This is a genomic window from Nostoc sp. DedQUE04 (assembly GCF_034530995.1).
Taxonomy (GTDB): domain Bacteria; phylum Cyanobacteriota; class Cyanobacteriia; order Cyanobacteriales; family Nostocaceae; genus Nostoc.
Genome location: NZ_JAVRCA010000080.1, coordinates 24,432 through 38,011 on the forward strand (window position 1 = coordinate 24,432; position 13,580 = coordinate 38,011).

Annotated in this window: 10 protein-coding genes and 1 other RNA gene; 5 read left to right on the plus strand and 6 right to left on the minus strand. The window is 41.0% G+C overall.

Annotated elements, in window-relative coordinates; all coding sequences use genetic code 11:
- The first annotated feature begins 63 nt into the window (after nucleotides 1–63).
- Nucleotides 64–186: a hypothetical protein gene (locus tag RM049_RS34360; RefSeq protein ID WP_322707384.1), complete on the plus strand. Its 123-nt coding sequence runs from the start codon at nucleotides 64–66 to the stop codon at nucleotides 184–186.
- Here the strand turns inward: RM049_RS34360 and RM049_RS34365 are convergent, their stop codons facing one another.
- The 5 genes from RM049_RS34365 to RM049_RS34385 form a co-directional block, all read right to left on the minus strand.
- The gene (locus tag RM049_RS34365) at nucleotides 187–1,452 is read right to left on the minus strand and encodes a pitrilysin family protein (protein ID WP_322707385.1); all 1,266 of its coding nucleotides are present in this window, start codon (nucleotides 1,450–1,452) and stop codon (nucleotides 187–189) included.
- 167 nt (nucleotides 1,453–1,619) lie between these two features.
- The gene (locus tag RM049_RS34370) at nucleotides 1,620–7,040 is read right to left on the minus strand and encodes an AAA family ATPase (RefSeq protein WP_322707386.1); all 5,421 of its coding nucleotides are present in this window, start codon (nucleotides 7,038–7,040) and stop codon (nucleotides 1,620–1,622) included.
- A 136-nt stretch (nucleotides 7,041–7,176) separates the two neighbouring features.
- Nucleotides 7,177–7,360, minus strand: a non-coding RNA gene (gene ssrS / locus RM049_RS34375) — 6S RNA.
- Nucleotides 7,361–7,420: 60 nt separating this feature from the next.
- Nucleotides 7,421–8,587: a 5-(carboxyamino)imidazole ribonucleotide synthase gene (locus tag RM049_RS34380; protein WP_322707388.1), complete on the minus strand. Its 1,167-nt coding sequence runs from the start codon at nucleotides 8,585–8,587 to the stop codon at nucleotides 7,421–7,423.
- Nucleotides 8,584–9,108, minus strand: coding sequence for a pentapeptide repeat-containing protein (locus tag RM049_RS34385; protein ID WP_322707387.1), 525 nt, complete (start codon nucleotides 9,106–9,108; stop codon nucleotides 8,584–8,586). The genes RM049_RS34380 and RM049_RS34385 overlap by 4 nt, the downstream gene beginning before the upstream one ends.
- Before the next feature lie 725 nt (nucleotides 9,109–9,833).
- Here RM049_RS34385 and RM049_RS34390 point away from each other — a divergent pair.
- Complete coding sequence (locus tag RM049_RS34390) at nucleotides 9,834–10,157, plus strand: hypothetical protein (protein WP_322673067.1); 324 nt, start codon at nucleotides 9,834–9,836, stop codon at nucleotides 10,155–10,157.
- A gap of 242 nt (nucleotides 10,158–10,399) precedes the next feature.
- Here the strand turns inward: RM049_RS34390 and RM049_RS34395 are convergent, their stop codons facing one another.
- Entirely contained in the window at nucleotides 10,400–10,885 is a 486-nt protein-coding gene (locus RM049_RS34395) for a beta-lactamase hydrolase domain-containing protein (RefSeq protein ID WP_322707389.1), read from the minus strand.
- Between the two features lie 322 nt (nucleotides 10,886–11,207).
- Here RM049_RS34395 and RM049_RS34400 point away from each other — a divergent pair, with 322 nt between their 5' ends.
- The 3 genes from RM049_RS34400 to RM049_RS34410 all read left to right on the plus strand — a co-directional run bounded on the left by RM049_RS34400 (nucleotide 11,208) and on the right by RM049_RS34410 (nucleotide 13,397).
- Nucleotides 11,208–11,921 (plus strand): DJ-1/PfpI family protein, encoded by a 714-nt coding sequence (locus tag RM049_RS34400; RefSeq protein ID WP_322673066.1) that lies wholly within the window; start codon nucleotides 11,208–11,210, stop codon nucleotides 11,919–11,921.
- A 250-nt stretch (nucleotides 11,922–12,171) separates the two neighbouring features.
- Nucleotides 12,172–12,675, plus strand: coding sequence for a GNAT family N-acetyltransferase (locus RM049_RS34405; protein WP_322673065.1), 504 nt, complete (start codon nucleotides 12,172–12,174; stop codon nucleotides 12,673–12,675).
- Between the two features lie 113 nt (nucleotides 12,676–12,788).
- Nucleotides 12,789–13,397, plus strand: coding sequence for a TetR/AcrR family transcriptional regulator (locus tag RM049_RS34410; protein ID WP_322673064.1), 609 nt, complete (start codon nucleotides 12,789–12,791; stop codon nucleotides 13,395–13,397).
- Nucleotides 13,398–13,580: the final 183 nt, after the last annotated feature.

The window sequence follows — 13,580 nt, forward strand, 5'->3', positions numbered from 1 at the left end:
TTTGTCATTTGTCATTTGTCATTTGTCCTTTGTCATTTGTCCTTTGTCAAAAACTAATGCCCCATGCCCCATGCCCCATGCCCAATGCCCCATGCCCAATGCCCAATGCCCAATGCCCAATGCCCAATGCCCCATGCCCCATGCCCAATGCCCAATGCCCAATGCCCAATGCCCAATGCCCAATAACTAACACGGTTTAAGTATAGTAACCGCGTAATTTTGCGGCGAGAGATACTGTTTAGCTAATTTTTGCAATTCTTGGGCATCAAAAGACTGAATCTGTTGGGGATATGTCACAGCTAATTCAGCTTGGGCGATGGTATTGTAATATCCATAAAGCCCTGTCAGTTGATTTGGCGTTTCGGTAGAAAAGGCATACTCGTTACATAGAAGTCTGCGTATACGGGTAACTTCTTGTTCGCTAATTCCTTTAGTCTGCAAATCATCCAAATGAGCGCAAATTAAAGACTCAACTTCCTCCAGATTTTCTGGTTCTAACCAAGCAGTAATTGTAAATAAACTTGATTCTCGTTGTAGAGAAAAACTACTGCAAATTCCCTGTACCAATTGCAAATCTTCTCGCAAATCATGCACTAAACGCGAAGTCCGCCCTTCTGCCAATAACACTGACAAGAAATCTAAACCATAGCCAGTACGGATATCTTCCACTCCAGGTACCAGCCACGCCATCAACAATCGCGCTTGTTCTATGCGTGGTAAACACAATTCTTGACGATGAATTCCGGCGATCGCTGGCTTTGTCACTTTCTCCAACTGCGGACAATTTGAGGGTTCGGCAAAATCAGCAAAGGAATGATTTACCATTTCCCAAGCTGGTTGCTGGGCTATACCCCCGGCAATTACCACCGTCATGTTTTCCGGCTGATAGTGAGTGCGGTGAAAACAGCGCATTGCTTCTGGCGATTGCTGCATCAGTTCTTGTTCTGTACCCAACACCGAACGTCCGTAAGGGTGATGCGGATAGATGCTTTGAATCAGCGCTTGAAATCCTATCCAGTCGGAATCGTCTTGACAAGAGCGAATTTCTTCTAGTACCACGTCTCGTTCGCGGCTAAATTCATCTTCTGGAATTGCCGCATTGAGTAGTAGTTCTCCCAAGTAGGGCAGAGTATCTTTTAAATAAGGAGCAGCTGTGGTGAGTGAATAATGAGCATAATCATAGCTTGTCGCTGCATTACTGACGCCACCCCGATTTTCCACTTTGGAATCGAACATTCCAGGGGGTAGCGTCGCCGTACCTTTAAAAATCATGTGTTCTAAAAAGTGCGCCATGCCAAACCACGGTTTTGGCTCTAAGCTGGCTCCAGCACGCACCCAAACATCCGCCACAACTACAGGAGTAGTGGGAATTTCTTGATGAATAAAAGTTAAACCACTCTCTAGTCGGAAGATTGAGGCTGGAAATACGGTATTAGTTAGTTGTTTTAACAATTTTTTGTAGTTTTAACCACAATTTAACGCAATTGTGTAATTTTAACTCTGAACGCTACCTCATTTAGAATCAAGGTATACAGATTTAGTAGAATTATGCTATTCCTGTTCTCCACATTACCGAAAAATTAGAAGCGTTATGCATTGCGAAGAAAATCGCAAATTCTTTAAAATACTGGAATCTCAATGACAAATTCTGTTCCTTCGCCAAGCACAGAATTGCAACTCAACCGCCCATCATGGGTTTCTTCGACAATTTGACGAGCGATCGCGAGTCCCAATCCTGTTCCTTTCCCAACCTCTTTGGTTGTAAATAGGTGGTCAAATATCCGCGATCTAATCTCCTCTGGCATCCCCTGACCGTTATCTTTGATGCGAATTACCACCATATTTTCTTCACTGGATACTTCGGTGTGAATCAGTATTTGGTGATGATTTGCTTGGGCTTGAGCAAAAGAAAGCCCCTCGCAGTAAGTATCTAAGGCATCAATGGCGTTAGCAAGGATGTTCATAAATACTTGATTTAATTGTCCTAAAAAGCACTTAACTGGTGGTAATTTTCCGTATTCAGTAATGACTTCAATTGCTGGACGTTTTTCGTTAGCTTTGAGGCGATACTTCAAAATCAACAGGGTACTCTCAATCCCTTCATGGAGGTTACAAGCAACTTTTTCAGTTGTATCGGCTCTGGAAAAGGTGCGGAGACTGATGCTAATATCTTTGATCCTTTCTGAAGCCACCTTCATCGAGTCTACTAACTTTGGTAAGTCCTCAGTCAGGAATTCTAGGTCAATTTCTTCGCCATGCTCAATGACTGCGATCGCCGGATTGGGATGATGTTGTTGGTAGCATTGGATATGAGCGAGTAAGTCTTGAATATACTCTTCGGCATTGTTAACACTGCCTTTAAGAAATCCAATCGGATTATTAATTTCATGTGCCACCCCAGCAACCAAATTACCCAAGGTTGCCATTTTTTCATTTTGCACCATTTGTAGTTGGGTATGCTCAAGTTCTTGTAGCGATCGCTCTAACTCTTGGGCATAATTTTGAGATTCTTGATAAAGACGGGCATTTTCTAGAGAGATGGCAGCTTGAGCGCATAACAGTTGGATAACTTCGGTGCGATCGCTTGTAAATGCCCCAATTGTCAGCGGATTTTCTAAATATAGCAGCCCGATGAGTTTACCTTGATTTAACATCGGCGTACACAACACACTCTTAGGTTGTTGCTGCATGAAATATGAGTCGGCGATAAAATCAGTTTGTGCTGTCGCATCATCCAGCACAACAGTTTTTAAGCTGCGTTTGACATAGTTCACTAGTTTAATGGGAATGCCTTTGCTGGTTGACAATGGTGCAGATACCAGACTGACTCCTTCATTGATAGTAGCTACAGCTTCAACCACTAAGTCGCCCTGTTCAAGTACAAGTAATGCAGCTTTTTGTGCCCCAGCATTTTCCATTACTACTTGCAAAAGAGTAGTGAGTAATTGCTCTAATTGAATTTCACTGGAAAGAACTTGTGCAGCTTTAAAGATGGTGGCAAAATCGAGTGCTTCCGAAATACTGCTGCTAGAAAGGTTTGTGTGGATGGTTTGATGAGGAAATGATGATGCATCGACGGTTGAACTGTGTTGAAAGCGATGATACTGCCCTTGTAAGATGGGAGCCAGAAGTTGAGGATAGCGTTTTTCTAAATCCTCAGTTTTGGCTTTAGCGCCCCAACGAGCATAGCAGTAATAAGCTTCTTGCATATAAGCTTGGGCAATTTTTTCTTTGCCCCAGTCGAGGTAGAACTTGGCAGCTAACTCATTGCTCAAGGCTTCTTCTTGGATATATTGGTTTTCTTTCGCTAGAGTTATGGCGCGATCGTACAATTCTATTGCTGCTATTTTTTCGCCTAAAACCCGATGGCGTTCTGCTTCCACCAAATCAAATTTGTGCTGAAAATTCATCGGTGCGAAGTTGGCTCGAAACAGCAATTTTTCCTGATTTTCACCAACCTTTAAGAGTAATTGTTCTTGTTGAGATGGTTCAGCCGTTGGATAGACAGCCAGACGAGACAGAGAATCGTAATAGTAGAAAACAGGCACAGATAGCATTCCTGCGCCACCGTTGAGGTATTGCTCTCCCTGATTTCCATTTTCAACTGCCGCCGGAAAATTCTCAAACAAATAACTTAGTGTTAACTTACTTAAGAAAAATACATGGAGTGTTAATTCGTCATTTTCTTTAATGAGCGCAGATAATAGTTGTTCATCTCGATCATCTTCACCAATGAAGCGCTCTGTGCGATCGCTAGATTCGGTTAAATTATTAATGCTTTGACAAATTATATTCGACCAATTTAATAAGCGCTGATTTTGGGCAAAATTAGACTCGTAGGCTTTGATATCGGCTAAGAGAATTTCTAAAACTTCTGTGCCACTTAAATAGACATAGAATAACTTGAAAATCATCGATGCCAGTACATGAAACAAATCGCCTGTTTCTAATCCAAGACTATGGGATTCCTGTAATAAACTAATTGAGGTGCGAACGTGTTGTTTATTAAATTGACTCAATGCACCCACCTTAAATAGAGTCATACTTTGAACAGATTTTGCTTGAAATCTATCCACAAGTATTAAAGCTAGCTGACCAAATTCGTAGCCTGACTCGAGTTGGTTACAAATATTAAGTACAATTCCAAAATCTGCATATCCTGGTGCAGAAAGTGGTGCATTGCCGTATTTAAGAGATAAATTCACCTCTTCGCAAGCAATAATTGGTAACAGATAGGAAGAAGTCTGGTGGATGGCGGGAGCAATACTAGCCATAATCCGCAAAGCAACCAAAGCTTTGGGATCGTCCATCAATGGCAAATCAACTAAGCCCTGAATACTTCTGGTTGCCAAGGTGGAGAGCGTGTTTACTACATATTGCTGAATGTCTAGAGGTGTTACTGATTCAGGTAATGTTACCCCAAGTTGAGCGAGAAGTTCGCATCCAGTTGCGATCGCTTGCAATGGTTGACCCTGAACCTGATAAGCTTGGAGTTGCACTTCATAAACTTTCACTCTATCTAGTAAGGTGGTTGTTTGTTCGATGACAACCTGGATCAGAGATTCCATCTGCTCAAATTCATTGTTGAGAAAGGCAGCTTCGGCAGCTTCTTCGTATAAACTTCGAGTCAATTCGTAGGCGATTTCCCAACTATTAATCGGTAGCAGCTGCATTCCCGAATACAAGTAATGAATTGCTGCACCATAAGCGGTAGCTTCTTTTGCTTTTCGACCAGCATTCAGATTTAATTGAGCTAATTGTTGACGTTCAGTCGGTTGGGTAATTAACAATATTCCTCGATTCAACTGACTGACAATCTCAAAAATGCGCTCCTCTTGCTGTGATTCAGAGGTATTTTGCAAGAGTAATTGACCAATTTTAAGATGGGTAAATTGTTTCTCTTCATCTGGAATTAGAGAGTAAGCCGCTTGCTGCACGCGATCGTGTAAAAATTTATAGATGGGGATTTGTAAATTAGAGTTTAAGGGGTTTGAGTCAGAATTATGCTCATTATCTTGAAAAAATTTATAAACTTCACTAGTAGGTAAAACTAACCCTTCTTGCAAAGCTTTCCATAAAGATGCTGCCGTTTCGGTTTCTGATTGTTCAGAAACAATTGCTAAGGTTAGCAAATCAAAAGAGTTGCCAATACACGCGGCTAATTTCAACACATTTTGCGTTGCATCTGGCAACTTTTGTAACTGTAGCGCTACGAATTCTACAACATCATCGGTAAGAGCAAGTGCTTTCACAGCAGCAATATCACATTGCCAGTAACCTTGAGCAAAATTAAAAGTAATCAACCCATCTTCATATAATACTTTGAGAAAGTGCGTTGCAAAAAATGGATTTCCTTGAGTTTTTTGATAGACGAGTTGCGTTAGTGGTTGGGCAGTTTTACTCGAACAACTCAAGGTATCAACTACCAATTGATTTAAACTCGTTTTACTTAACGGGGCTAAAGTAATGCTGTGAATTGTCGCATTGACTTTGCGAATCTCCGCTAAAGTCAACATCAACTGATGTGCGGTAGATACTTCATTGTCTCGATAAGCGCCAATTAAAAGTAAAGCTCCACTTCCTAACTCGCTTATCAACAACTGCATCAATTTTAGCGATGCAGAATCAGCCCACTGCAAATCATCAAGAAAAATTACTAATGGATGTTCTTTTGTGGTGAATACCTGAATGAACTTTTGAAAGAGTAAATTGAAGCGATTCTGGGCTGCACTCTGTGAAAGTTCCGTTGCAGGTGGTTGTTGACCAATAATTTGTTCTAGTTCAGGAACTACCTCAAGAATGACTTGCCCCTCATCCCTCAGCACTTGTAAAATTTTATTTTTCCAAGTTGACAATTGGACATCACTTTCACTCAGTAATTGCCCCATTAAGTCTCGAAATGCCTGCACAAAAGCGGAAAAGGGAATATTCCGATTAAATTGGTCAAATTTGCCTTTGATGAAGTAGCCCCGTTGCCGGACAATAGGTTTGTGAACCTCGTTAACTAAAGCAGTTTTACCAATACCAGAAAAACCAGCCACCAGCATTAGTTCTGTTTGGTTGTTGCTAACGCGTTCAAAGGCTTTGAGCAGAGTTTCAACTTCATGCTCGCGCCCATAGAGTTTTTCTGGGATAATAAAGCGATCGCACACATCCCGTTGAGCAACTGGGAAACTTACAATATTACCCGTTTCCTTGAGTTGAGCTAAACAATTTTCTAAATCATATTTCAGCCCAAATGCGCTCTGATAACGGTCTTCGGCATTTTTCGCCATCAGTTTGCTAACAATCGATGAGAGTACAGGCGCAATTTGCGGATTAATTTCATGTACTAAAGGCGGAAGTTTGGCAATATGACAATGTACCAATTCCATTGGTTCGTGCGATTGAAATGGTAATTGCCCTGTTAGTAATTCGTAAAAAGTTACACCCAGAGAATAAAAATCAGTACGGTAATCAATCCCCCGATTCATCCTTCCAGTTTGCTCTGGAGACAAATAGCCAAGTGTCCCTTCTAATACATTAGGACTCATGAGGCTTTGAGTTTCTCGTGGTAATAAAGATGCAATACTAAAGTCAATTAACTTAACTTCTTTAGTTTCTGGATTAATTAAAATATTGGCGGGTTTAATATCTTTGTGAATGACCCGATGACGAATTAGAATATCTAATGTATTGCACAGTGCGATCGCTACTTGTAAAAACTCAATCAGAGCTTGTGGTGTTTCCCCTATTCTCCTATTCTCTCCTCTACCTTGCCACTGCTTTAGAGAAATTCCCCTAAAGTCTTCCATCACTAACACATAGCCATTCTGATAGGGTTCCAGACTATAGGTTTGGATGATTCCAGGTAGATTCAAATTTTTGGCAATGGTGAACTGGTTGCGAAACTGTACCAATTCACTGAAGCTGGGATAAGCAGTTTTCATCAGCTTAATCACCACAGATTTTTGGTCAGTTTCTCGATTAGCGCGATAAACCAAGGTTCGAGAACCGTTGTAGAGTTCTTTGCTAACTTGATATCCGGGAATGCTGACCATAGGGCTTAATTCTTGAAACCTCAGTATCTAGGTTTCCCAAAAATATGGCAATCTTTACTGTCAGTTCGCTTATTTTAAATTGATTGAAATAATTAAAGCTCCCAAATTCTAACTGACTTTGGGAGCTAATAATTTTAAGTTCACCGCGACGCCGTTTTACCTAAGTTTATGACCTGGGTTTATCCAGGTGGGAACCTAAATTCCTCGTTTAAAGTTTCCAGGTACATGCCCGGTATACTGCCACGAGAACAGTTGACTCCCTTGTCATTAAAGGCATAGATCAAAAAACTTGATGGCAGTCACCAACGTCGTAGTGCAACTCACTCATTATAGCTTTTCAAAAGATGTTGTGTGTTCAATATCGAAACTTTCCGATCTATTTACCTGGGATACCAGATAGATTCTATGCTGTGGGCGATATTATTGGCGTATGCACTTACCGACTCTCGATTTTGATTATCCAGCAAAACAGTGACATGTCCCAACTTCCGCCCAGGACGTGATTCTGTCTTGCCATACCAGTGAACGTGCGCCTGGGGAATTTCTGCTATTTGTTGACGCTGGCTTTGGTAGTCGCTGTGAGAATTTTCATACCCCAGTAGGTTAACCATTACAGCACCCGCGCACTGTAAAGCCGGATTTCCCAAAGGTAAACCACAAACTGCTCTCAGGTGTTGCTCAAACTGAGAAGTTTCACAAGCATCAAGGGAAAAATGCCCAGAATTGTGGGTACGGGGTGCAATTTCATTTACCAGTACTTTGCCATCAGCCCTGAGAAATAGCTCAATTCCAAAAATTCCCACTACTTCTAAGCTATTTAATAGAGTATGTGCGATCGCTTGGATTTCTGCTACTTGATTGGACGTAATCTCTGCTGGCGCAATCACCCGCCGACACACTTGTTGTTCTTGTTGGGTTTCCACTACTGGGTAAGTGACAATTTCTCCCTCCACAGAACGAGCTGCAATTATTGCTAGTTCTCTTTCAAAAGGAACAAATTCTTCTAACAAGAATAGCGATTGATTTAAAGTCTTTGTTGTGGTTTCATGACTTAGCTTTTGTTCTAAAGCAGCAAAATCCTGAATTATGAAAGTACCTTGACCGTCATAACCATGACGGCGGGATTTCAAAACTACTGGAAAACCTAGATATTCTATTTTTGATTTGAGATTTTCTACATCGTCAAGGGCGAAAAATTGAGGAACTGGTAAGCCCAAGTCGCGTAAATAGCAACGCTGATGATATTTATCTAAAAGAGGAGCTAAAGCTTCTAATCTGGGACGAAAACAAACGCCTTGCTGTGCTAAACCGGATAAAGCTTGCAGGTTAACAAATTCGTTTTCAAAAGTGATAACATCGCATTTTTGAGCTAATATTTCCGTAGCATTTGCATCATCAACTGGCGCAAAAACAGTTTCCTGAGCGATTGACACGGCCGGGTCGTGAACGCTTGGAGTTTGTACTATTAATTCTACTCCTAGCTTCTGTGCTGCATCCGCCATCATCCAGGCTAGTTGTCCGCCACCAATTACACCAACACGCTTCATTGACATCCTAGAGAATCACGAGTTTGCACGCCTGTTTTGGAATTCACACCACTGGCTTTTTCGCACAGTTCTTTAATTTGCGCTCTATCCAAAATTGCATCTGTAAAATCTGCACCGTCTATATTTACATCATTAAATATGGCGCGGAGCAAAAGAGCTTCTTTGAAAACTGCATCGCTCAAATCTGCCTTAGTCAAGTTTACCTGATCGACCATTGCATTCGTTAAATCTGCTCCGTGGAGATTTGCTTTTGTCATCACCGAAGCGCTCATGACTGCTCCCCGTAAGTCAGCGTTTGTAAAGTTAGCCAATTCCATATTGGCGTTAGAAAACTCCGCAGCTTGCAAACTCTGTCCAGAAAAATCACGTCTTGATAGCTCTGCATTGCTAAATGACAGTGGATGAGTCCAGTCTACTGCCACTGCTGGATCGGCCATACACCAGATAATAATTCCGAGAAGGAATGCTAGTGTTTGCCGCCAAAAGATATTGAGAGCCAATTTAGTGTATAATTCCCGCATTTAATTACCGCATTTGAATATTAGCAAGACTGGATTGTACTAATTGAGACTTGCAGCCTTGCTACTGGACTTGGAAAACGTGTATTTCCGTTGCTTAATATTTTGTAACGCAAAAAGAGCATAAACTTCTTACTTTAGCAAAATTCTCCCTGCTACTTGAGGTAGAGAGAGGCAATCTGCGATCGCACTAAAATTAGATATCAAAACAATAATTACTAAATAGCGATCGCAATGACTGAGTATAAATTGTTTCTTACATCAAGCAAGCTTTAGCAAAATAGAGACGGGCAGGATAATCTGTCGCTCTTGATGAAAATAAAACTTGAAATTCCTAACTCTCAAGGAATAATTTAGCTGAATAAAGCAATGTCTACTATGACCTATGCTTGTTGACTTAATTTACAATTCTTCATCTGTGGATTTAAATTTTCAACAGATAAAAACTTTTTTAAGCAGTAATACTCACGGAGTTATTTACAATTCTTGACTTTCTATTTTGCAAGTAAAGTTTGTTGTCTTTTAAATTCAATAGCCCCGATCAACTGTTAGTCTTTTAATTAATGAAAGCAAGGTTTGAGCGTAATTAGATGCGTCTCAATTGCTTAACAAAGCTTAAAGCTCGATAATTAGCGTTAATTTTATAGCGATTAGTTAGTTCTTCAGGAATCTCCCAGAGTTTACATTCACCAAGTACACAACTTCCACAAACCGAACTGCGAAACCCGATGATGAATCATTACTCTGTTCAATGGATTGAGGCATGGTGCCAAGAAAATGGCTGGACAGATTTATTTGTTGAGCGACGTAACAACTTCTGGGCTTTTCCTCCGGGTGGGGTAATGCCAGAGCCAATTCCAGTTCATGTTCTCAGATTGATTAAAGCCGAAAAAGGACTGACTTTGGAAGAACGATTGTGGTCGCTGTCGGCAGTAATTGGCACAATCCTAGCTGTTCTTTTTACCTTTTGGTTTCAGTCGCCGATGCCATTAGTTTTAGCTTTCGCTTTTAATGCTGTTACGGTGGCTCAATTTGAACTTGAAGATGCCTAAATTCTTATTTTGGGCTTTGCTATTCAAAACTGCTCTTGTCTACTTTCAGCAAGAGCAGTTTTGAATTTTTAAGAAGAAATAATTCTGAAGTCAGGAGCCAGAATGGGCTAAACTTTAGCTATCGGCTAACAGAATTGAATTCTGTGGAACTAGAGCATCTTAATTCTGAATTCTTCTTCAATGATTTGTATAGCAGCCTTCTAGTCTATTAGGACATAACAATAGAAATAACTAACATCCATTTAAGAGCAGCTAGCAGGTAAAGCTACCTTCGCGTGTTTGCTAACGTAGTCCACAAATAATTGCTTCAATCGGGGACTAACGCCAGCGTGTTCAAAGAATCCAAAGCCGAGATTTCTTGCTTTTGCTAAGGTTTCCTCTGGCGTTAATCCTTCTTGGATAGCGATACTCAACAGCGCAATTCCAGTCGATCGCATCCCGGCGGCACAATGCACAACTGCTGGTTTCGGGATTTGTTCGAGTGTCGTGAGGATTTTGGTAATCACCTCTTCATTCAAATTTTTCAGATCCACCTTGAGTGGAACATTTTGATAATACAGCCCCAATGCTTCCGCTACTTTTTGCTCATCTTTGGAAAATCCTAGTTCATCAGGCGATCGCAAATTGAGAACGGACTTAAAACCTTCTTGAATAGCTTGCTCAAGCTGTTTTGGTATAACTTGTCCTGTCGTTGTCAAGTTTTCGTTAATTTGTATGGCGTTGATCACATTCACTCCTTTTGATTTTCTAATGTCTGCTAGCTTGGTAAATACTCTAAGAGAGCAAGCTTTGAGAAGACATTCAAAATAAACACAATAAAATTAGCCAAATATCACAAGATATTGCTTGATTAATTCAAAATTTGTCTTTTGAAGTTGGTTATTTTTTTGCTTTATCCATAATATACGGTTTGTCGATAGAATTAGTGATAATTAGAGTTTTTTATACTTTTTGTTGATGCAATTACCGTAGTTTATAGTTCTAGAGTTATACTATTGGGCAAGTTGCAGGAGCAATCGATCGGAATTTTTGCGAACAAGGGTATCAATAATGACTGTTACAGAACAAATTTCTTCTCTATCCATTGGAATAGTATTGTTCCCAGATGTGACGCAGTTAGATTTTACGGGCCCCTACGAAGTCTTTGCCAAATTGCCAAAGGCGCAATTATATCTGCTGGCGGAAACACTCGAACCAATTCAAAGCGATTGCGGCCTCACTTTTCTACCTGACACAACCTTTGCTCAAGCCCCAGCCTTAGATGTGTTATTTGTGCCAGGAGGCCCAGGTATCAATGCCAAAATGGAAGATGAAAAGTTCCTCGGCTTTCTCAAAACCCAAGGGAAACAAGCCCGCTATGTTACGGCTGTCTGCACTGGTTCGCTGCTGCTGGCGGCGGCGGGTTTACTTCAGGGCTATTGCGCCACTACTCACTGGCTATCGTTGGATTTACTTGAGATGTTAGGAGTGAAGACAGTTGCCCAAAGAATTGTCATCGATCGCAATCGAATTACAAGCGGTGGTGTGACAGCTGGCATTGATTTTGGGCTGGCTCTAGCTGCTGAGTTATTTGGGGAAGCGCTCGCCCAAGCAATTCAACTAGGGATTGAATACAATCCCCAACCACCCTTTAACAGTGGTTCTCCCCAAACTGCCCCTGCGGCTGTACTTGCTCGCGTTATAGATGCAAGTCACAATGTTCAGGAAATCAGACGGCAAATTGTCCAGCGAGTTGTGACTCAATTGCAAACTGCTAATAAATAGCTAGGTGCAAATAATTAGAAGATAGGGTAGATTGTATTAGCGTGAAACACATAACGCACCATTTCCGATTTTCGGTGTGTTACGGAAGCTGTAACATAGCTTACAGAACAATTCTTCTTTTTAAACTGGGCAATGTACCCAGAACTAAAGTTTTTATTCATACTTTTTTCCTCCTGCCTTCTCCCAAGGGGAGACGCTAAAAGCGATCTGCCCCTGCCTTCTCTTGTAATCTGAATGCCAGCACTGAACTATGAGCGCTAAGGAAATATCTCTTCGACCTGCCCAAGAAACAGATGCGTGGGTGTTGAGTGCAATTCATATTGCTGCTATCAAAGCTCTACCTCCAACTTTCTACACCCAAAAAGAACTTTTAGCTTGGCGCAATTACCGCGATAAACCTGATGGTTCAAATATCTTGAAGAGTATGAAAGCAGAATCTTTCTGGGTTGCGATCGAGGGAGATGGTGTTATCGGTTTTGCTAGTTTCATTGTTGATGAACTCATCGGGCTGTATGTCCATCCTAAATATCAAGGTAAAGGGGTTGGCCGTGCTTTAGTTCAACATTTTTGCGACGAAGCAACTGAGCAAGGTATAGATAAGGTAATTACAACCGCTAGCCTTTATGCTGAAGGGTTTTATTTACGACTGGGATTTACAGTCATCCAAAAAGCACCTCATTATTTAAGAAGTGGGATATTTGTTCCAGTTACTAAAATGAGTAAAACATTAGCTACTGCACCGAAATCAATTTGAGAAAGTAAATATTTTTAATAACTTTAAAAATGTTGGCATCAATACTATTTTCCCTAAATTACGACCACTTTTTCTACATAATCTATGATGAAAGTAAGTACTTGCCAGCATAAATGCACAAAACCATCCGTTCATCAACTCTCACCCGTACACGTTTGATAGAAGCCGCCTTGCAGGTATTTGCCAGTTTAGGTGTTCAAGGAGCAACTACCCGTGAAATAGCTCGTGTTGCTGGTGTAAATGAGGTGACTTTATTTCGCCACTTTGCTAGCAAAGAACAACTTCTGGGAGCAGTAATGAAGAATGCCTTGGCACTCCAGACAGAAGCCCTTGCATACCCCGAAGCGTGGACACAGGATCTAAAAATTGATTTAAAACAGTATGCCCATCTCTACAATACTATGCTAGAGACACAGGAGGACTTAATTCGTACCTTCATTGGAGAAGCCAAACGTCATCCAGAAGCAGCTAAACAAGTTATTCAAGAAGCTGCCAAGCCCTTAGGGGAAAAACTGGTAGCTTACCTGCAATCGAGTCAGAAACGAGGCACTGTCAGAGCAGACCTCGATCCATTTCCGGCTGTCGATATGTTTACAGGAATGCTATTGGCTGGAATGCTATGCCGCAGTGCAAAATTCAATCAAGGCAACTATAGCTGTGAGGACTATATCGAAACCTGTGTAGATATTTTTGTGCGTGGTATCAGTACTACTCCCCTCTAATACCATTTTATTTTAAGGTTGATACAAATAGGCAGCAGGGGAGCATGGAAAAGAGTTAGAGACAAATTATTGTTTCTGAATTTTGAATTTTTCTTTAAGTTCAACCGATATAAATACCAGCTTATTTATATAGAACCCATTTGACATCTAAGAAGGTGCAGCAAGCCTCTTAACCATTAACCG

Coding starts and splice junctions, on each gene's coding strand:
- RM049_RS34360 (WP_322707384.1), top strand. CDS start 64: ATGCCCCATGCCCCATGCCCAATGCCCCATGCCCAATGCCCAATGCCC.
- RM049_RS34370 (WP_322707386.1), bottom strand. CDS start 7,040: ATGGTCAGCATTCCCGGATATCAAGTTAGCAAAGAACTCTACAACGGT.
- RM049_RS34380 (WP_322707388.1), bottom strand. CDS start 8,587: ATGAAGCGTGTTGGTGTAATTGGTGGCGGACAACTAGCCTGGATGATG.
- RM049_RS34385 (WP_322707387.1), bottom strand. CDS start 9,108: ATGCGGGAATTATACACTAAATTGGCTCTCAATATCTTTTGGCGGCAA.
- RM049_RS34390 (WP_322673067.1), top strand. CDS start 9,834: ATGATGAATCATTACTCTGTTCAATGGATTGAGGCATGGTGCCAAGAA.
- RM049_RS34400 (WP_322673066.1), top strand. CDS start 11,208: ATGACTGTTACAGAACAAATTTCTTCTCTATCCATTGGAATAGTATTG.
- RM049_RS34405 (WP_322673065.1), top strand. CDS start 12,172: ATGAGCGCTAAGGAAATATCTCTTCGACCTGCCCAAGAAACAGATGCG.
- RM049_RS34410 (WP_322673064.1), top strand. CDS start 12,789: ATGCACAAAACCATCCGTTCATCAACTCTCACCCGTACACGTTTGATA.